The organism is Micromonospora pisi, from assembly GCF_003633685.1.
Taxonomy (GTDB): domain Bacteria; phylum Actinomycetota; class Actinomycetes; order Mycobacteriales; family Micromonosporaceae; genus Micromonospora_G; species Micromonospora_G pisi.
Window position 1 is genome coordinate 6,402,444 of the sequence record NZ_RBKT01000001.1, and the last position, 19,431, is coordinate 6,421,874.

Below are 19,431 nucleotides of genomic sequence, written 5' to 3' on the forward strand. Positions count from 1 at the left end.
ATGTCCACGACCCATGGCCAGACGGTCAGCACGTTGAACGCGTGCCAACGAGCGCGTGATCGCATCTGCTCGAACAGTCGCCGGTCGCGGCAAGATATGACATAGAGGATATGTATCCGCTTCGATTTATTGAGGTTAGCGTGAGCGCACTGACGGCGTTGCCGCACCGGGCCGGGATCCGGCCGGGCGTGCGCGGCGTCCCCTCACCCCCGATCGAAGGGACCCGTCGATGCAACATCGACCCACATCCGTCGCAGCGGCAATCCTGCTCGCCGCCGGCATGTTGGCCACGCTTCCCCAGGCGGCCTCGGCCAAGCCCAGCACCGAGGCGGCTGCGCCGGACGTCTCCGTCGAGATCCTCGACGCGATGCAGCGCGACCTCGGCCTCACCGCCGACCAGGTCCAGACGCGGCTGGCCGCCGACAGTCGGGCCGCCAAGGCCGAGGAGAGCCTGCGGGGATCGCTCGGCAGCCGGTTCGGTGGCGCCTGGCTCGTCGACGGCAGTCAGGTCGTCGTCGGAGTCACCGACACCGCCGCGGCCGAGCGGGTACGCGCCGCCGGTGCGCAGCCGAAGCTGGTGGCCCGCAGCGAGGCGGCGCTGACCGCGATCAAGGACACGCTCGACGCAAAGGGCAACGCGGCGCCGAAGTCGGTCACCGGCTGGTACGTCGACGTCACCAGCAACACCGTGGTCGTCCAGGCCACCCCGGACGGGGTCGCGTCGGCGGCCGGCTTTGCCGCCGCCAGCGGCGCACCGGCCGGCGCGGTCCGGGTGGCCGTCTCGGCCGAGGTCCCGCAGACCTACTACGACGTACGGGGTGGCGACGCCTTCTACATCGGCAGCGGGCGCTGCTCGATCGGCTTCTCGGTCAACGGCGGGTTCGTCACCGCAGGTCACTGCGGCAGCACCGGTCAGGCCGTCTCCGGCTCCAACCGGGTCGCCATGGGCAGCTTCGCCGGCTCCTCCTTCCCCGGCAACGACTACGCCTGGGTCCGGACCAACTCGAACTGGGTCCCGCGCGGCGTCGTGAACCGCTACAGCGGCAGCACCACCGTGGCCGTACGCGGCTCCACCGAGTCGGCGGTCGGCGCCTCCATCTGCCGGTCCGGCTCGACCACCGGCTGGCGCTGCGGCACCGTGCAGGCGAAGAACCAGACCGTCCGCTACTCCCAGGGCTCGGTCGGCGGCCTGACCCGGACCAACGCCTGCGCCGAGCCGGGCGACTCGGGCGGCTCGTGGCTCAGCGGCAACCAGGCGCAGGGCGTCACCTCCGGCGGGTCGGGCAACTGTTCCAGCGGCGGCACGACCTACTTCCAGCCGGTCCGCGAGATCCTCTCCGCGTACGGGTTGAGTCTCGTCCTCGGCTGATCGACGCAACGGGTGACGGGGCGGGCCGGCGTACCCACGCCGGCCCGCCCCCAATCCGTGCCGGGTTGCGTAAAACGTCACGCCGTGCCGGGTCGCTGGCGCCGATGATGTGCTGCACACTGACGCCCGTGAGGCAGCGAAGCGATACGACGGGTGACGGCGGCGTACGTTCCGCGGTCGTGGTGAACCCGACCAAGGTCGACGTCCAGCAACTGCGCCGTACGGTCACCAGCACGCTCGCCGAGGCCGGCTGGCCGGAGCCGCTCTGGTACGAGACCACGGTGCAGGACCCGGGTCAGGGGCAGACCCGACAGGCGATCGAGGCCGGCGTCGAGGTGGTCTTCGTCTGCGGTGGCGACGGCACCATCCTCTCCTGCGTGAACGCGCTCGTCGGCACGGACGTGGCGATGGCGGTCCTGCCCGGCGGCACCGGCAATCTGCTCGCCGCCAACCTGGGACTCTCCACCGAACTCGCCGCCGGCCTGGAGGTGGCGATCGAACGGGGCCGCCGGCTGCTCGACGTGGGCGTGGTGCACGACCAGGTCTTCACCGTGATGGCCGGAATGGGCTTCGACGCCCAGATGCTCGCCGCCACCTCGGAGACCTCCAAGGCCCGGATCGGCTGGCCGGCGTACCTGATGGGCGCCGTACGGCACCTGCGGGACCGGCCCATGCGGGTCCAGATCCGGATCGACGACCGACCGCCACTGCGCCGCCGGGCCCGGACCGTGCTGGTCGCCAACGTCGGCCGGCTCCAGGGCGGCGTACGGCTGCTCGCCGACGCCGAACCCGACGACGGCTACCTGGACGTCGCCATCCTCACCCCCCGGACCGTCGGGCACTGGGCCGTACTGATCTGGGCGGTGCTCGCCCGGCGCGAGCGGGTGCCCCGGATGGAGGTCTTCCGGTGCCGCCGGGTGCAGATCACCAGCGCCCGGAAACAGCCGAGGCAACTCGACGGCGACCTGATCGCACCGGACCGTTCGCTGCGGGTGCACGTCCGTCCACAGGCGCTCTGGCTCTGCGTACCGCGACCGGTCGAGGCGCCGGACCTGACGATGGACGCCACGGCGGTGACGGAACGCGGCGCCCGCCGGGCGGAACGGGTGGGCGGTGAGTAGCACCCGGAGGGTGCCGGAAACCCGGTTGATGGCCGACGACCAGCTTTCCGCCGACGACGCGTGGCACACCCTGACCCGGTACGGCGGCTGGCACCTGCTGCGCGACGCCTTCATCCGCTTCCGGTACGGCGACGGCTTCAGCCACTCCCGGGCCACCGCCCTGCAACTCTGCCTGGCGGTGGTGCCGTTCCTGATCGCGCTCACCGGGTTGATCAGCGACCTCGGCGTCGAGGACGGTGGTCGGGTGGTCGCCGACACGGTCGTCGCGCTGACCCCCGGCCAGAGCGACGCGATGGTGCAGGAGTTGCTGGTCGACACCGAACGCACCGAGGACATGGGAGAGCTGGCCCTGGCCCTCGGACTGATCACCGGGCTGGCCGCGCTGACCACCACGATGGCGCAGATCGAGCGCGGCGCCAACCGGATCTACGGGGTGGAGCGGGACCGGCCCGCGCTCCGGAAATACCTGCGGGCGATCGTGCTGGCCCTCGGCGCCGGCGTACCGGCACTGCTCGGCTTCCTCATCCTGGTCGGCGGCGGCCCGCTCGGCGACTCCGTCCAGCGGTACTACGGCTGGGGCGGGATCGCACACACCACCTGGGACGTGCTCCGCTGGCCGCTGAGTCTGGCGTTGACCGTCTCGGCGGTGGCGGTGCTCTTCCGTCATGCCCCGCGCCGCCGCCAGCCGGGAGTGTCCTGGCTGCTCTTCGGGGCGGCGCTGGCCACCGCGCTCTGGTGGCTGGCGAGTGTGCTGCTGGCCGCGTACGTCCGCTTCAGCGATGGTTTCGCGGAGACGTACGGCGCGCTGACCGGGATGATGGCGCTGCTGATCTGGGCGAACCTGACCGGGATCGCGCTTCTCGGCGGTCTCGCCTTCAGCGCCCAACTGGAGGCGTTGCGGATCGGGGTGCCGGAGCCGGCCGAGCCGGACCTGTGGCGGCCTCGCCCGGATCCGGTCGTGCCGGCCGCCCGCACCGCCCCGGACGACGCCGACGCCTCGGACACGGCGGAACCGCGCTCCTCCTGAGACCCGGCACCGGTGTACCGCGCCCACCGATCGGGTATCGAGCACGCCAGGCATCGAGGAGGTGCGGGTGTGGGCGCGGTGAAGGACATTCTGCGGCGGCCGGGCGGCCAGTTCACCGAACGGAGCCTGGCCGGGCTCGTCTTCATCGTCGGCACCGGGGCGGGATTCGCCCTGCTGCTGATGCTGGTCCGGGTCGGATGGGGTCCGCTGCACCGGGTCGACGCCGGGGTGGCGGCGTGGTTCAACGAGCTGGTCGCACCGCATCACCCGCTGGTCACCGTACTCCGGGCGATCACCGACCTGGGTGGTCGACCGATCATGATGTGGCTGGTCACGGTCGCGGTGGTCGGGCTGCTGATCCGTCGGCAGGGCCGGCTCGCCGGATACCTCGTCGTCACCGGAATCGGCGCGCTGGCGCTCGATCCGTCGCTCAAGGCACTTGTCGGTCGGTTACGCCCGGTGGTCGACGTACCGGTCGCGGCGGGCGTGGGCAACAGCTTCCCGAGTGGGCACGCGCTCGGCTCGATCGTCGCGTACGGCGCCCTGCTGCTGGTCTTCCTGCCGGCTGTCCGGCCCCGCTGGCGCCGCCCCGCGATCGTGTTCGTCGCCGTACTGGTCTTCGCGATCGGACTGACCCGGATCGCGCTCGGCGTGCACTTCGTCTCCGACGTGATCGGCGGCTGGCTGCTCGGGCTGGCCTGGCTGGTCGTCACCGGGTACGCGTTCCGGTTCTGGCGACGTGAGCGGGGCCGGCCGGTGCCGGCGCTGACCGAGGGGCTGGAGCCGGAGGCCCGGCAGGACCTGCGACCGGCACCGGCCGAGGAACGGATGCTGCCGCACCCGCTCGCCGGCAGCGCGGAACTCGTCACCGGCTGGGTGCTGGTCTTCGGCGCGCTGTACGGCTTCGGCATGCTGGTCAGCTACTACGCCGGGGACACCTTCGTGGCGACCCTGGACACCGAGGTCCCGCGCTGGTTCGAAGCGCACCGGACCGCCACCCTCGACCAGTTCAGCTACGGCTGGAGCAAGGTCGGCGACACCCACGCCATCCTGCTCGTCGCCCTGATCTTCTGCCCGCTGGTGCTCGCGGTCTGGCGCCGCTGGCGACCGGTGCTCTTCGTCGCGCTGACCATGTTCGGCGAGCTGGCGCTCTTTCTCGCCACCGCCCGCGCGGTCGACCGGCCCCGACCGGAGGTGGCGCACCTGGACGGGCAGTTGCCGACCGCCTCGTTCCCGTCCGGCCACATCGCCGCCACCATGTGTCTGTACGTGGCGATAGCGGTGCTGGTGATGCCCCGTACGGACCGGTGGTGGCGCTGGCTGACCGTGGTGGCCGCGGTGGTGATGCCACTCGGCGTGGCGCTCTCCCGGATGTACCGGGGGATGCACCATCCGAGCGACTTCGCCGGTGCGATCCTGCTCACCGTGCTCTGGGTCGGCCTGCTCTACCTGGTCGTACGCCCCAACGCCGACCTCGAACAGGGCAGTCGTCCGTCCCCCGCCCCGGAGCCGGAGCTGACTAGAGTGGCGGCATGAGGATGGGCCCGGAGCAGATCGTCCCGCCGACCCCGCTGTTGCGCCGGCTGATCGGTTCGGTGCTTCGCCGGGTACGTCTGCGGCAGGGACGCACGCTGCGAGACGTCGCCCGGTCGGCGGGGGTGTCGGTGCCGTACCTCTCCGAGGTTGAGCGGGGCCGCAAGGAGCCCTCCTCGGAGGTGCTGGCCGCGATCTGTCGCGCGCTCGGGTTGCACCTGGCGGAACTGCTCGAACACGTACGCGACGAGCTGTCCCGGATCGAACCCACCCGTCCGGTCCGCCCGGTTCTCCCACCCCGCGCCGGAGCTTTGTCCACCTCCGACCGCACACCGCGAGCCACTTGCGCTGTCAGCGGATTGCCCCACAGCAGAAACGATTCCACCCGGCCGCCGCGCCGGGGGACGCTGCGAAGGTCGGTTATCGGGGCGAGTGGATCGCCCACCGGCCGAGTGGGAGGCGGGATCCATGAGCGGGTTCGGGGTTTGGATGCGGGCCGAGACGCAGGCGTCCTTCGGCGATCAGGTCTACGACCGGTTGCTGCAGGAACGGATCATTTTCCTCGGTACTGAGGTCGACGACAGCTCGGCCAACCGGATCAGCGCCCAGATGCTCCTGCTCTCGGCCGCCGACCCGGGCCGCGACATCAAGCTCTACATCAACTCGCCGGGCGGATCGATCAGCGCCGGCATGGCGGTCTACGACACCATGCAGTTCGTGCCGAACGACGTGGCCACGATCGCCATGGGGTTCGCCGGTTCCATGGCGCAGTTCCTGCTCTGTGCCGGCACCGCCGGCAAGCGGTACGCGTTGCCGCACGCCCGGGTGATGATGCACCAGCTCTCCGGCGGGATCGGTGGCACCGCCGCCGATATCGCCATCCAGGCGCAGAACATGCTGCACGTCAAGCAGACCACGCACGAACTGCTGGCCCGGCACACCGGGCGCACGGTCGAGGAGATCACCCGGGACTCCGACCGGGACCGTTGGTACACCGCCGAGCAGGCGAAGGCGTACGGCATGATCGACCATGTGATCGCCCGCGCCGGCCAGATTCCGGAACCGGCCGAGTAGCGGGTCCTGTCGGCGACCCGGACCGTCTGCCGGCCGGTGGATGGTGCGCTGGTGTGCCGGCACTACCGTCGAGCGGGTGATCAAAGCAGAGGTGGGCGGTGCCGACCGTTCGTCGGCGCCGCCCCCGCCGTTGGAGCCGGACGTGCCACGGTGGATCCAACTACCGGTACGCGTCGTCGCCACGCTCATCCTGGTGCCGCTCGGACTGCTCTGGGCGGCGCTCCGGTACGCCGGCCGTCTGCTTCTCCGCTACCTGATCCTTCCGCTGGGCTGGGCCGTCGACCGTCTGCTCTGGCGTCCACTCGTCTGGGTGGCGCGCAATCTGCTCTGGCGCCCCCTGGTGTGGGTGGCGCGTTATCTGCTCTGGCTGCCGCTCGTGTGGGTGGCGCGCTGTCTGCTCTGGCTGCCGATGGTCTGGCTGGCGCGGCAACTGGCCTGGGTGAGCGTCCACCTGCTCTGGCGGCCCCTGCTCTGGGTGGCCCGCCAACTCATCTGGTTGCCGCTGGTGTGGCTCACGCACCATCTTGTCCTCGTGCCGCTGGGCTGGCTGCACCGTCAGCTGGCCCCACCGGTACGGGCCCTCGTCAGGCTGCTCGTGGTCGCCGCCCACTGGTCCGGCGGCCAGCTCCTGCGGCTGTCGGGCCTGCTCTGGGCGGCACTGGCCCACCTGGGACGGGCCCTGGTCGATGGGGTGAGGTTCGGCTGGTGGGTCGCCGCCCTGGTCGGCCGGTTCGGCTACCGGTTCCTGTTGCGTCCGGTGGGACTCGCGCTGGCCTGGCTCGGGCGCCACACCCTGGTCCCGATCGGGTACGCGGTCGCCTGGCTGGTCGGCCGGATCGTCGCCCTGGCGCGGCTGATCTGGCTCGGGCTGCGGTACGTGCTGCGGGTGCTGATCTCCGGGGCGCGTTTCGGCTGGTGGCTGGCTGTGCTGCTGGGGCGGTTCGTCCACCGGTTCCTGCTGCGGCCGGTCGGGATCGCGCTGCGCTGGCTCTGGCGCCACAGCGCGGTGCCGTTCGCGGCTGCCGTCCGCTGGGGCTGGTCACACGGTGTCGTACCAGCCGGCCGGTGGTTACGCGACGACGTGGTCGGACCGGTGCGGGTGACCGTCCGGCAGGTCCTTGTCGCACTCGGACTCCGACGGCGCGCCTGACCGTTCCAGGCGCGATTGTCCGGACCGATCCGTAACCTCGGTCCCATGGACATCGACTGGAACCAGGAACTGCTGGAACAGCTCGACTGGCACTGGAGCAACCAACTGCGGCCGCGTCTGGACGGCCTCACCGACGACGAGTACCTCTGGGAGCCGGTCGCCGGCTGCTGGAGCGTCCGTCCCCGGCAGGACAGGGGCGGGGTGGAGGGGGTCGGTTCGGGGGAGTGGACGATCGACTTCGTCTATCCGGAGCCCACTCCCGCGCCGGTGACGACGATCGCCTGGCGGCTGGGCCACATCATCGCCGGCGTCTTCGGCGCGCGCAACGCCGCCCACTTCGACGGTCCGGCGATGAGTTACGACTCGTTCCCGTACGCGGGCACGGCCGGGGCGGCGCTCGCGCAGCTCGACGAGGCGTACGCCCGGTGGACCGAGGGCGTACGGGCGCTCGGGGCGGAGGGGCTGGCTCGCCCGTGCGGTCCGGCCGAGGGGCCGTTCGCGGAGTACCCGCTCGCCTCGCTCGTGTTGCACATCAACCGGGAGGCGATCCACCACGGCGCCGAGATCGCGTTGCTTCGGGACCTCTACCGGGCAGGCCAGGGTGGGACGGTGCCGGAGTCGGGGGCGGCTGTGCGATCGACGGGACAGTGATGAGCTTGACTGCCTGGCGATGGCGCGGGTACCGTACCTGACTTAACCGGTTAAGAGTCCGGCTGGCGTAAGCATCCTGTGGTGGGGATGACGGCGTCCGGCCGGTCCGACGGGCGACCGCCGGATCGGCCGGACGTACCGTACCGGCCCGGTCTCTTCCCCGTCCTCGACGCCGGCACTAGCGTGACGCGCTATGCACATGAATCGACGGATCACGGCGGTCGCGGCGGCGGCGACCCTCATTCTCACCGTCACCGGAGCGCCCGCCAGTGCCACCTGGAGCCGGACCGGTGCACCGGGCGTCGGCGACGGCTACTTCCCGCTCGCCGGCAACGGCGGATACGACGTACGACACTATGGACTGGAAATCCGCTACCAGCCGGCGACCCGGGCGTTCTCCGGGGTGGCCACGATCAGCGCACGGGCGACCGAGCGGCTCAGCCGGTTCAACCTCGACCTGCGCGGGTTCGACGTACGTTCGGTCACCGTCGACGGGCACTCCGCCCGCTACGACCGGGACGGCCAGGAACTGCGGATCTCACCGAAGCACGGGTTCTCGACCGGTGAGCGGTTCACCGTCGTGGTGAGGTACGACGGCACCACCGGCCAGCCGACCGACAACGAGGGTGCGCTCTACGGCTGGGTGTCCACCCCGGACGGCGCCTTCGTGGCGAACGAGCCGGAAGGCGCGTCCACCTGGTACCCGGTCAACGACCACCCCACCGACAAGGCCAGCTACGACTTCCGGATCACCGTTCCGGAGGGCAAGACGGCGGTGGCCAACGGCGAACTGGTCAGCCAGAAGACCAAGGCGGGCTGGACCACGTTCACCTGGCGGGCGACCGACCAGATGGCCAGTTACCTCTCCACCGCCTCGGTGGGCGACTACGAACTGCGCCGTAGCAAGGGCCCGAACGGGCTGCCCATCATCGACGCGATCGACCGGGACCTGCCGGCCGACGCCGCCGCCGGGTTGGCCCGTACCCCTGAAATGATCAGCTACTTCGCCGGTCTCTTCGGCCGCTACCCGTTCACCTCCTTCGGGGCGATCGTCGACGACGACACCGATGCCGGGTACGCCCTGGAAACCCAGACCCGACCCATCTACTCGGGCCCGCCGTCGGAGGGTACGGTCGCGCACGAGCTGGCCCACCAGTGGTTCGGCAACAGTGTGAGCCCGGAGCGCTGGCAGGAGATCTGGCTCAACGAGGGCTTCGCCACGTACGCGGAGTGGCTCTGGACCGAGCACGTCGGCGGCACCACGGCGGCGGCCCGGTTCGACTCGTACTACGCCCGCCCGGACACCTCCAGCATCTGGAACCCGCCGCCGGGTGACCCCGGTGCGGACAACCTCTTCGCCGGTTCGGTCTACACCAAGGGCGCGATGACCCTCCAGGCGCTGCGGGAGAAGATCGGCGACCGGGCCTTCTTCACCCTGCTGCGCACCTGGTACGCGGCGAACCGCGACGGTACGGTCGGCACCCAGGACCTGGTCCGTCTCGCCGAGAAGGTCTCCGGTCAGCGGTTGCAGTCCTTCTTCCAGACCTGGATCTACACCCCGGGCAAACCCACCACCTGGTAACCCCGCGCTGCGTGTAAGGAAGGGCCCCTTGTTAACGCTATGCGTTAACAAGGGGCCCTTCCTTACACCGGGAGGCGGGTAACTTAACCGGTTGCGTTCATCGATACATGCCCCTACGCTGATCCCTGCGCCGCAGGAAGCCGGGTGGCAGCTGCCGGGCAGCAGTTGCCGAACCCTCACGTCCCTCCCCGTCCAGGGGCTCTTCCTGAGGTAGGTCATGAAAACAAGGATCTCTGTCGCCGTCACGGCGCTGCTCGCCCTCGTCCTTTCCATACTCGCCTTCATCCAGCCGGCGCATGCCGCCGCGGGCTTCACTGTCAGCGGCGGACAACTGCTCGACGCCAACGGCAACCCGTTCGTGATGCGCGGGGTGAGCCACGCGCACACGTGGTACCCCAGCCAGACTGGTTCCTTCGCCAGCATCAAGTCGCTCGGCGCGAACACCGTACGCGTGGTGCTGAGCACCGGGGCCCGTTGGACGCAGAACAGCGCGAGCGATGTCGCCAACGTGATCTCCATCTGCAAGCAGAACCGGTTGATCTGCGTGCTGGAGGCGCACGACACCACCGGGTACGGGGAGGAGAGCGCGGCGATCACGCTCGATCAGGCGGTGAGTTACTGGATCAGTGTCCAGAGCGCCCTGGCCGGCCAGGAGCGCTACGTCATTCTCAACATCGGCAACGAGCCGTTCGGCAACAACGCCAGCGTCAGTGCCACCTGGCCGACGGCGACCCGCAACGCCATCACCCGACTGCGCGACGCGGGTTTTGACCACACGATCATGGTGGACGCGCCGCACTGGGGTCAGGACTGGCAGTTCATCATGCGTGACAACGCGCAGTCGGTGTTCAACAGCGACCCGGACCGCAACACGGTCTTCAGTGTCCACATGTACGGCGTCTTCGACACCGCCGCCGAGATCATTGACTACCTCGGTCGGTTCCGCAGCGCCAACCTGCCGATCGTGGTCGGCGAGTTCGGGCACAACCACTCCGACGGCAACCCGGACGAGGACACGATCATGTCCTACACCCAGGCCAACGGGATCGGGTACATCGGCTGGTCGTGGAGCGGTAACGGGGGCGGTGTCGAGTATCTCGACATGGTGACGAACTTCGACGCCGGCAGCCTCACCTCGTGGGGCCAGCGGATCTTCAACGGGGCCAACGGCATCCAGCAGACCGCCCGTGAGGCGAGCGTCTACAGCGGCAATCCGACGACTCCGCCGACGACGCGCCCGCCGACCACGCCGCCGACCACCCGGCCGCCGACCACGCCGCCGACCACCCCGCCCAGCACCCCACCTCCGGGTACGCGCAGTTGCACCGCGACGTACGCGATCACCGGCCAGTGGCAGGGCGGCTTCCAGGGCGACGTACGCGTGACCGCTGGGGGCGCGGCGATCGGCGGCTGGACTGTCACCTGGACCTTCGGCAACGGCCAGACCGTCAGCCAGTCCTGGAACGCCACGATCACCAGCAGCGGCTCCAACGTGACCGCTCGGAACGTGAGCTGGAACGGCAGCCTGGGCGCGGGTGCGAGCACGAACTTCGGTTTCCTGGGCAGTTGGAACGGCAACAACGGCGTACCCGTGCTCCGCTGCGCCGCGAGCTAGGGCGCCGCCGGGGTGCGGCGCGCCGCACCCCAACTTCGTGAACGGGTTCTCGTGACACCGGCCGGGGTATCCCCGGTTCGGTCATCGGTGGCCGGGTCCATTTCCGTGGACCCGGCCACCGTCGTGTATCGGATAGCTCCGAGGGGCGATTTACGGTTGTTGCCGCGGCGTTTGTACGGCTCGAACTCGTCTCCCTATTTGCCGTGGGCGTGACCTGATTCGCCCGTGGGTGCAACGTGTTGAACATGAATGATCACGTCCGGCGAATCTCTTTCCGGAAGGGGCGACTTCTACTGTCCCGATGGGATTTAACGCCTTGTCGCGGATCTGACACGGTATACCCGCTTAATGGCGTTGCGGCGTCCTTCCCTCTCTGTAATTGTCTCTCTACAGTGAGCGATATCGGCAGGTGGAAGTGGTGGAGCGTCGCAGGGGGTGTCGAGTCGAGAAACGTCCGGGGAGCCTGAATCGGCGACCGGTTGATGACCGGCTCTTGGCGCCACCGATGGCGAAGACCACGGAACCTCGCCGCGATCAGATCGAATATCCAGCTCGGACCGAGGGGTCCGGAGCCGAATACTGCCGTGCTCAATTCGAGCCCGGGTACATGAGGGAAAGGGAGTTCCCGAATGAACACAAGAAATGGACTGGGTCGGACCTGGCTGCGCGGAATGACGGTGGCGGTGACCGTACTGGCGACCGGCCTGACGGTCGCCACGGCGCCGGCCAGTGCGGCGCCAGGGTCGGCACGTCCGGACACACCGGTCGCGAGCGACGGGTCACGTGTCTCGGTGTCGAGCCGGGCGGCGGTCGGCGGCACCTCCGGGTTCGCCGGCACCGGCAAGATGGTAGGGGCCAACCTGTCCGCGCCGAGCGGTTCGTCGGCGACGGCTCTCGGTACGGAGTCGATCTTCGGTCCGGACAACCGGATCCGGATCAACCCGACCACCTCCTTCCCGGCCCGTGCGGTCGTCATGATCACGCGGAACGGCAACGCGCACTGCACCGGCTGGATGTACGGGCCGGACATCGTCGCCACCGCCGGTCACTGCGTGCACAGCGGCGGTAGTGGAGGTTCGTGGTACACCGGTCAGCTCACCATCTGGCCGGCGCGCAACGGTTCCTCCGCCCCGTACGGTTCGTGTGGGGTCCGGCAGCTCTACTCGGTGACCGGCTGGACGGTCAGCGGGGACGAGGCGTACGACTACGCCGCGATCAAGCTCAACTGCACGATCGGCTACAGCACCGGCTGGTTCGGCTACTGGTGGCAGGCGGCGAGCCTCGCCGGTGCCAGCACCCTGATCAACGGGTACCCGGGTGAGAAGCCTTTCGGTGAGCAGTGGCGGGGCGACTCGGTGGCTCGCACCGTCGCGGTCAGCCAGGCGAACCAGATCTTCTACAGCAACGACACCACCGGTGGTATGAGTGGCAGCCCGGTCTACCAGAACCGGGCCGCGGGCAGCCCATGGTGCACGGGTTACTGCTCGATGGGGATCCACGCCTACGGCTTCCCGCACAGCGGCTACCCGCACAACACGTACAACCACGGGACCCGCATCACCGAGGCGAGGTTCAACAACATGCAGGCATGGAAGGCTGCCTGACCGATCGAGCGGGTGGGCCGGGGCTTCCCGGCCCACCCGTTTGTGTGCCACGCGTACGGAGATGCCTACTTTCCGTCGTGGAGACGGAACCGGTGTGACCGCCCGTGCGTCAGATGGTCCAGATCGTTATAAGGAGCTACCAATGCGGTCAACTCGTGCACGTGCACTCGTCTCCGTCGTCTTTGTTGTCGCTGTGCTGTCCGCCTGCGCCCAGCCGTCGGCCACCGCACCCGGAGCGCCCGGCGCGCCGAACGGCGACTCGCCGGTCTCCGCGTCCAGCCACCCGGCGGATCCCGCTGCCGCCACCAACCGGGGCACCGTCACCGGCCGGGTCGTGGGCGCCGACGGTTCACCGGTCGCCGGTGTCGTGGTCCAGCCCAAATCCCTGGAGAGCCCCGCTCGTCCGATCCCGGAACTGGTGGTCACCACCGACAAGCAGGGCACCTTCCAGTGGACCCTGGAGCCGGGCAGGTACGAGTTCCAGGTCCAGCCCGTCGGGGCCTCGACCACGGTCCGGGCCGCGCCACAGGCCACCACCGTGACCGTCGGTCAGACGGTCACGCTCGACCTCAGGCTCGGCTGACCCGTCGAGGAGCAGCGCCGACACCGTCAACGGCCCTGGCGTCGCGTCCGCACGCCGTGACAGGTCCGTGTATTGAACCGATTTCATGTCCGGACACGTGCGGGTGATGTTCCGACTGCTCTCAGCGATCTCACAGGGACGACCACTACTGTTCGGTACGTCGTACGTCGATCCACCGTGGATGGTGTCAAGCCAATGGTCTTCAAGAAGATGTTAAGCGCACTCGGGGTCGGTGGGCCGAGCGTGGACACGGTGCTGTCCAACCCCAACACCCGCCCGGGCCTGGTGCTCGAGGGCCAGGTGAACCTGCGGGGTGGGGACGCCGCCGCGAACATCGAACACATCAGCCTTTCCCTGGTCACCCGGGTCGAGATGGAGTCCGGCGACAGCGAGTACGCCGGCACGATGGAGTTCCACCGGCTGCCGGTGACCGGCGCGCTCCAGCTCGCCGCCGGCCAGCAGCTCAGCATCCCGTTCCAGCTTCCGGTGCCGTGGGAAACCCCGATCACCGACGTCTACGGTCAGCGCCTGCACGGGATGACCATGGGCCTGCGTACCGAGCTCGCGATCGCGCGGGCGGTGGACAAGGGCGACCTCGACCAGGTGTCGGTGCACCCGCTGCCGGTCCACGAGCGGATTCTGGACGCGTTCAACCAGCTTGGGTTCCGGTTCAAGAACGCCGACCTGGAGCGCGGCCACATCCACGGCGTGCAGCAGACGCTCCCGTTCTACCAGGAGATCGAGTTCTTCGCCGCGCCGCAGTACTCGAACGTCGTACGCGAGGTCGAGCTCACCTTCGTCACCAACCAGTACAGCGTCGACGTGATCATCGAGTGCGACAAGCGGGGCGGCTTCTTCACCGGGGGCCACGACAGCTTCGGCCGCTACTCCGTCCAGCACGCCGGGGTCGAGTCGGTCGACTGGGTCCGGGTGGTCGACGGCTGGCTCAACCAGACGATCTCGGGCTACGGCAGCCGGGCCAAGCAGGGCGGTCACGGCGGCTACGGGCACGGGCACCGTGGCGGCGGCATGGGTGGCGCGGTCGCCGGTGCGGCGCTCGGCTTCGGTGGCGGTCTGCTCGCCGGTGAGCTGCTCGAGGACGCCTTCGGCGGCGACGACGGCGGCGACTTCGGCGGCGAGTGAGCGAGAGACCGGTACGCCGGTCGAAATGACGATGGTGCCGCGGTCGCCAGGGAGAACCTGACGACCGCGGCACCGTGATGCTCAGGGGTTACCCGCTTCCGGTCGGTGCCGGAAGTCCGTACGGCTGGGCACTACCGGAGTTACCGGTTACCGCCGCGCCGCCACGAGTTACCCGCCTTCGCGATACCACGGCTCAGCATGTAACCGATGCTCAGCAGGGCGATGAAGAACCACGCCCGGTCGGCCCGGAACACGTCGAGGCCCGCGTTGTCATCCCCGATGATCACCGAGGCGGCGATGACACCACCCACGGCCAGCAGGAACACGTAGAACTCGGTTGTCAGGAACGCGGGCTTGGTTTCGCTGCCCGGCTTCCGGTCACCACGCCGGCCCGACATCATCTGCTGGTCCGAGACCATCTGTCGGCTCGACATGTCGTCCTGCATGTAGGAGCCCTGCATATTCTGCTGGTCCGACATGGGTCGGTTCATCGTCGGCTGATCCGACATCCGCTGCGACGACCTGGACGGAGTCTGCGTACTCATCTTTTCCTCCTCAGGATTCGATGAGGCTTTCGGCGCCCCCTCGGCCGCAGTCCGATCTCGGCCCACGGTGAGGGCGGCACCACCTGGCTACCCGAGCCACTTCCCGGCAAACGAAAAACCTGGTCAGCCGGTGTCCCCGGCGCTGGCGCACGCGCGGACCGTTTAGGCCCGCACCGCGCGGGCAGGCAGACGGGTACGGATGACATCCCACGAGGTGGTGTGAAGTGCGCGGAGACGACGAGAAGCGGAAATCCACCCGCCAGGCCCAGGAACGGGTCGGCCGGGGCGAATACGGCTCACCGGACGAGGTGACCCTACCGACCGACGGCGAGCACGAGGCCCGTCAAGAGGACTGGCAGGACCCGGCGGACGCCCGTACCGACACCGGGGTCTTCCGGGACGGCGGCCCCACCCGGACACCACGGGGCATGGTGACCACCACCGGGGGCACCGCCGGCCCGGCGAGTGTCCGCCGGACCGGTCCGCCACGGGGCAAGGGAAAGGTGGCCCCGACCACCACAGGTGACGCCACCACCGGCGGGATGAGCACCCCCGTCGGTGGGTCGACCAGCGACCAGTCAGGCGACGCCAGTCAGGCGGGTAGGTAACCTCACCGACCGGTGATGCCCGGTCCGTCACAGTGCAGTACGCCGAGCCGCTGGGTGGCGCGGGTGAGCGCGACGTACAGGTCGCTGCGCCCGCGCGGCGACTCGGCCACGATCCGCTCCGGCTCCACCACCAGGACGGAGTCGAACTCCAGCCCCTTGGCCTGGGGCACGGTCAGCACCACCACCTGGCTCTCCAGCTCCGGGTGCTCGCCGATCGCAGCCTCGGGCACCGCGTCGGTGATGGCCCGACCCAGTTCGGTGGCGAGGCCCTCGGGCACGATCACGCCGAGTCGTCCGTCGTCGATCGTGCCGGCCTCCCGCAGCACCAGCTCGACCAGCCGGTCCGCGAGCTCGCCCGGCTCGACCCGCAGATCCCAGGGGGGTACGCCGGTGCGACGTACCGCCCGGGGCGGCTCCAGGCTCGGGTCGATCTCGGCCAGCACCCGACCGGCCACCTCCATGATCTCGGCCGGGGTGCGGTAGCTGACGCTCAGCTCCCGGATCCGCCACCGGTCGGCCACGTACGGCCCCAGCGCCTGACGCCAGGAGGCGGCCCCACCCAACGCGCCGGTCTGGGCCACGTCCCCGACCACCGTCATCGAACGGCTCGGGCACCGGCGCATCAGCAGCCGCCACGCCATCGGGGAGAGTTCCTGGGCCTCGTCGACGATGATGTGCCCGAAGGCCCACTTCCGGTCGGCGGCGGCCCGCTGCGCGGTGGTCAGTCGGTCCCCGGTCTCCTGCCGTTCGGCCAGCTCGTCCGCACCGAGCAGGTCGGTGACGCTGAGGATCTCGCCCTCTGCCTCGTCCTCCAGGTCGATCGAGCGGGAACCGAGCGCGATCTCGAGTGCGCCCTCGGCGTACTCGATGAGTTGCTGTCGCTCCCGCTCGACCAGCGCCTGCGCGGACCGGTCGTCCTCGCCGAGCAGTTCGGCGCTCTCGTCGAGCAGCGGTACGTCGGCGGGGGAGAAGCCGCCCTCGGGGTCCCGGCGCAGCAGCGCCAACTCGGCCTCGGTCAGCTCGTCACCGGTCAGCCCGGCTCCGGCGGCGGCGAGCCGATCGGCGGAACCGAACAGATCGCTCAGCAGTTGCTGCGGGGTGAGCACCGGCCAGAGTTCGGCGAGCGCTTCCTGCACTCCGGTTTCGTCGCGCAGCTCGCGCCGGATCTCGGCGAGGTCGGCCTCCTCCAGCAGGTTCTCGCCGCCGAGCGGGTCGGCGCCGATCCGCTCGGCGACCTGGCGGGCCAGCGCGTGGATGATCTCGATGTCGAAGAGCGGTTGAGCCAGGTTGTGCGGCCGACCCGAACGGCGGGCCCGCTCCCGGGCGGCGAGTACGGTCTGCCGGTCCAACCGGAGGGTGTCCCGCTCGACCACCACGTCCATGCCGTCCTCGGGCACCTGCTGCCGGTCGCGGATCGCGGCGGCGAGCAGCTCGGTCATCACCGGCCGCCCCTTGATCTCGGCCACCGTCGCCGGCTCGCTCCGGGTCGCCTTGACCCCGGGGAACAGCTCACCGAGGGTACGCAGCAGCACGCCGGTCTCGGCCAGTGTCGGCAGGACCTGTGAGATGTAGCGCAGGAAGGTGGCGTTCGGGCCGACCACCAGCACGCCCCGGGTGGAGAGCTGCTGGCGGTACGTGTAGAGCAGGTACGCGGCGCGGTGCAGCGCCACCGCGGTCTTGCCGGTGCCCGGACCGCCCTGGACGACCAGAACCCCGGGCAGCTCGGCCCGGATCACCCGGTCCTGCTCGGCCTGGATGGTCTGCACGATGTCGCTCATCCGCCCGGTACGGCGGGCGTTGACCGCGGCGAGCAACGCCGCCTCGCCGGTCAGTCCCTCGTGCTCGGTCGTCCTGGCCGCGTCCAGGTCGAGCACCTCGTCGTTGATCCCGACCACCTTGCGGAACCGGGTACGGATGTGCCGACGGCGCCGGACTCCGTCCGGGGAGGCGGCGGTGGCGAGGTAGAAGGAACGGGCGGCCGGTGCGCGCCAGTCGATCAGCAGCGGGTCGTACTCGCCCTCGTCGTCGAAGATGCCGATCCGCCCGATGTAGCGCGGCGCCCCTTCCTCGACGTCGAGCCGCCCGAAGCAGAGGCCGTTCTCCACGGCGCCGTACGAGCCGACCTGTTCGGCGTACATGGCGATGGTGCTGTCCCGTTGGGAGCGGGCCTGCTGCGTGCCGCCGTCGCTGCGCAGCTCCCCGGCCAGACGTTGTGCGGCCTGGTCGCGCAGCCGGTCGAGCCGGCCGTAGAGCATGGAGACGTACTCCTGCTCCCGCCCGATCTCGTCGGCGTGCTGGTCATCCGAGGTGCCGGAGTACCTTGACAAACCTTCTCCCCATTAGCTATAGTGTTCCGAGAACGGCATTTATCTGCCGTTCTTTTTTATGCCCAAATGACGAACATAGCGCAGCACCACCCGCTCCGACCATTCTCCTTTTCGCCGGGGCGCGCTCGGCGTCGTCTGCGGCAACCATTATCGACCCCACCCGGCGGGGATCTCCGCGTCCCGGTCCGTGCCGCCCGCCCCGAACCCAAAAGCCGGCCGGCGCCGCCCGCGGGGGCGACATCGACCGGCGGATGGTGCCGATCAGCTCCGGACCGTGGCGGTCCGGGCGGGATCAGTTCAGGCCCTTGGCCACCTCGTACAGACGCTGCGGGGTGACCGCGCCGGCGAGCACCCGGCCGTCGTCGAGCAGCAGCACGTTCACCAGCTTGGTGGTGAAGAGTCGGCCACCGCCCCAGTCTCCGCTCACCTTCGGAAACGCGTCGAGCAGACCGTTCATCAGCTCAGCCGGGGCACCGTTGGCGGCCCCGGCCGCCGGGGCGCCCCCGAGTGCCGGACCGGTGGCCCCGCCGGCCGGCGGGCGACCCACCAGGACGGTGGTCCAGCCGGTGCCGACCGTGCTCAGCCCGTCCGGTGCCGCCGAATCGCCCCGCGGCTTCTGCCGTACCGGATGGTCAGTGCCCTCGGTGACCTGGGTCCCCGGCGGCGGGTTGAAGGTGAAGTGGCTGTCCCCGGGCCGGTCGAAGTCGACCTGGGTGAACGCCATCTCGAAGGCGGGCTTCTCCGTGCCGGCGGCGAAGACCTCGAACCGCAGCGGTACGTGTTCCCTGCTGTCGATCGCGACCCGGATCTGATCCACCAGCGACGTCGTGTCCCTGGGGCGCAGGATCAGCTCGTACGCGTGCCGCCCGGCGATGGTGGCCGCCCGCCCCACGGTCACCTCGGTGCTCGGGTCGATCGCGGCCAGTGCCTGGTCGGCCGCCTCCTGCGGCGTCGACGGCAGGCCGGCCGGGATCTTCCCGGTCGCCGTGCCCGGGCCCTGCCCGGCGGTCCCGGGCAGCGTGTAGTGGGTGGCCGTGTTGTCCTGACTGCGCCAGGTCCAGAGATCAGCACCGTTGCGGACAAAATCGCTCTCGCCGAGGGTGCCGAGCAACGCGACCCGGGCGCGGTCCGGTCCGGCGTACCAGACCCGCAGGGTGTGCGTACCCGACGCCAGTGCGGTCAGGTCGCTGCTGCCGGATCCGGCGAGGCTGGCCAGGGCGGGCAGGCCGAGGTCGGCTCGCTGGACGACCGTGCCGGAGAAACCGTCCACCTGGGCGGTCTGCAGGTCGACCAGGAGTTGGGCGGCACTGCGCGGCGGCAGGGCCGGGTCGGCAGCCGCGCCGAGCGTACCGATGGCGGCGCCACCACCGATCACCACAGCCGTGGCGGCGACCGGCACCAGCCAGCGCAGCGCCGGGCGGTTCTTGAACACAGACATGTCGTACCTCCTGCCGCCCATGTTGCCCTGCCGGTGCTGTGCGGCGGCTGAGAAGTGGTGT

17 protein-coding genes are annotated in these 19,431 nt (G+C 69.9%); 14 read left to right on the forward strand and 3 right to left on the reverse strand.

Annotated features, from left to right (window positions below; all coding sequences use genetic code 11):
* Window positions 1-229: 229 nt before the first annotated feature.
* From BDK92_RS27505 to BDK92_RS27565, 13 genes are all read left to right on the forward strand, one after another.
* A complete protein-coding gene (locus BDK92_RS27505; RefSeq protein WP_121159300.1) occupies window positions 230-1,369 on the forward strand; it encodes a S1 family peptidase in 1,140 nt (379 codons plus the stop codon).
* 107 nt (window positions 1,370-1,476) lie between these two features.
* A complete protein-coding gene (locus BDK92_RS27510) occupies window positions 1,477-2,490 on the forward strand; it encodes a diacylglycerol/lipid kinase family protein (RefSeq protein WP_121162638.1) in 1,014 nt (337 codons plus the stop codon).
* The gene (locus BDK92_RS27515; protein WP_121159301.1) at window positions 2,483-3,517 is read left to right on the forward strand and encodes a YihY/virulence factor BrkB family protein; all 1,035 of its coding nucleotides are present in this window, start codon (window positions 2,483-2,485) and stop codon (window positions 3,515-3,517) included. The genes BDK92_RS27510 and BDK92_RS27515 overlap by 8 nt, the downstream gene beginning before the upstream one ends.
* Window positions 3,518-3,586: 69 nt before the next feature.
* Window positions 3,587-5,053: a phosphatase PAP2 family protein gene (locus tag BDK92_RS27520; protein WP_121159302.1), complete on the forward strand. Its 1,467-nt coding sequence runs from the start codon at window positions 3,587-3,589 to the stop codon at window positions 5,051-5,053.
* 2 nt (window positions 5,054-5,055) lie between these two features.
* Window positions 5,056-5,622: a helix-turn-helix domain-containing protein gene (locus tag BDK92_RS41260; RefSeq protein ID WP_425462320.1), complete on the forward strand. Its 567-nt coding sequence runs from the start codon at window positions 5,056-5,058 to the stop codon at window positions 5,620-5,622.
* Window positions 5,519-6,124, forward strand: coding sequence for an ATP-dependent Clp protease proteolytic subunit (locus BDK92_RS27530; protein WP_121159303.1), 606 nt, complete (start codon window positions 5,519-5,521; stop codon window positions 6,122-6,124). The genes BDK92_RS41260 and BDK92_RS27530 overlap by 104 nt, the downstream gene beginning before the upstream one ends.
* Before the next feature lie 76 nt (window positions 6,125-6,200).
* Window positions 6,201-7,274, forward strand: a complete 1,074-nt coding sequence (locus BDK92_RS27535; protein ID WP_147457132.1) for a hypothetical protein — start codon at window positions 6,201-6,203, stop codon at window positions 7,272-7,274.
* A gap of 45 nt (window positions 7,275-7,319) precedes the next feature.
* Window positions 7,320-7,925: a DinB family protein gene (locus tag BDK92_RS27540; RefSeq protein WP_425462265.1), complete on the forward strand. Its 606-nt coding sequence runs from the start codon at window positions 7,320-7,322 to the stop codon at window positions 7,923-7,925.
* Window positions 7,926-8,118: 193 nt separating this feature from the next.
* Window positions 8,119-9,507: a M1 family metallopeptidase gene (locus BDK92_RS27545; RefSeq protein ID WP_121159305.1), complete on the forward strand. Its 1,389-nt coding sequence runs from the start codon at window positions 8,119-8,121 to the stop codon at window positions 9,505-9,507.
* A gap of 217 nt (window positions 9,508-9,724) precedes the next feature.
* Window positions 9,725-11,122 carry a cellulase family glycosylhydrolase gene (locus tag BDK92_RS27550; RefSeq protein WP_121159306.1) on the forward strand — a complete coding sequence of 466 codons (1,398 nt, stop codon included), beginning with the start codon at window positions 9,725-9,727 and terminating at the stop codon, window positions 11,120-11,122.
* Between the two features lie 629 nt (window positions 11,123-11,751).
* Window positions 11,752-12,726 (forward strand): trypsin-like serine peptidase, encoded by a 975-nt coding sequence (locus tag BDK92_RS27555; protein WP_121159307.1) that lies wholly within the window; start codon window positions 11,752-11,754, stop codon window positions 12,724-12,726.
* A 142-nt stretch (window positions 12,727-12,868) separates the two neighbouring features.
* Window positions 12,869-13,309, forward strand: coding sequence for a carboxypeptidase-like regulatory domain-containing protein (locus BDK92_RS27560; RefSeq protein WP_170208700.1), 441 nt, complete (start codon window positions 12,869-12,871; stop codon window positions 13,307-13,309).
* Window positions 13,310-13,504: 195 nt separating this feature from the next.
* Entirely contained in the window at window positions 13,505-14,452 is a 948-nt protein-coding gene (locus BDK92_RS27565) for a sporulation protein (RefSeq protein ID WP_121159309.1), read from the forward strand.
* Between the two features lie 140 nt (window positions 14,453-14,592).
* On the opposite strand, the gene BDK92_RS27570 is transcribed toward BDK92_RS27565, so the two are convergent.
* Window positions 14,593-14,997, reverse strand: a complete 405-nt coding sequence (locus tag BDK92_RS27570) for a hypothetical protein (protein ID WP_246017275.1) — start codon at window positions 14,995-14,997, stop codon at window positions 14,593-14,595.
* 224 nt (window positions 14,998-15,221) lie between these two features.
* Here BDK92_RS27570 and BDK92_RS27575 point away from each other — a divergent pair, with 224 nt between their 5' ends.
* Window positions 15,222-15,605 (forward strand): hypothetical protein, encoded by a 384-nt coding sequence (locus BDK92_RS27575; RefSeq protein ID WP_121159310.1) that lies wholly within the window; start codon window positions 15,222-15,224, stop codon window positions 15,603-15,605.
* Between the two features lie 2 nt (window positions 15,606-15,607).
* Here the strand turns inward: BDK92_RS27575 and BDK92_RS27580 are convergent, their stop codons facing one another.
* Both BDK92_RS27580 and BDK92_RS27585 read right to left on the reverse strand, forming a co-directional pair.
* Window positions 15,608-17,932, reverse strand: a complete 2,325-nt coding sequence (locus tag BDK92_RS27580) for a HelD family protein (protein ID WP_425462266.1) — start codon at window positions 17,930-17,932, stop codon at window positions 15,608-15,610.
* A gap of 292 nt (window positions 17,933-18,224) precedes the next feature.
* Window positions 18,225-19,370, reverse strand: a complete 1,146-nt coding sequence (locus BDK92_RS27585; protein WP_121159311.1) for a LolA family protein — start codon at window positions 19,368-19,370, stop codon at window positions 18,225-18,227.
* Window positions 19,371-19,431: the final 61 nt, after the last annotated feature.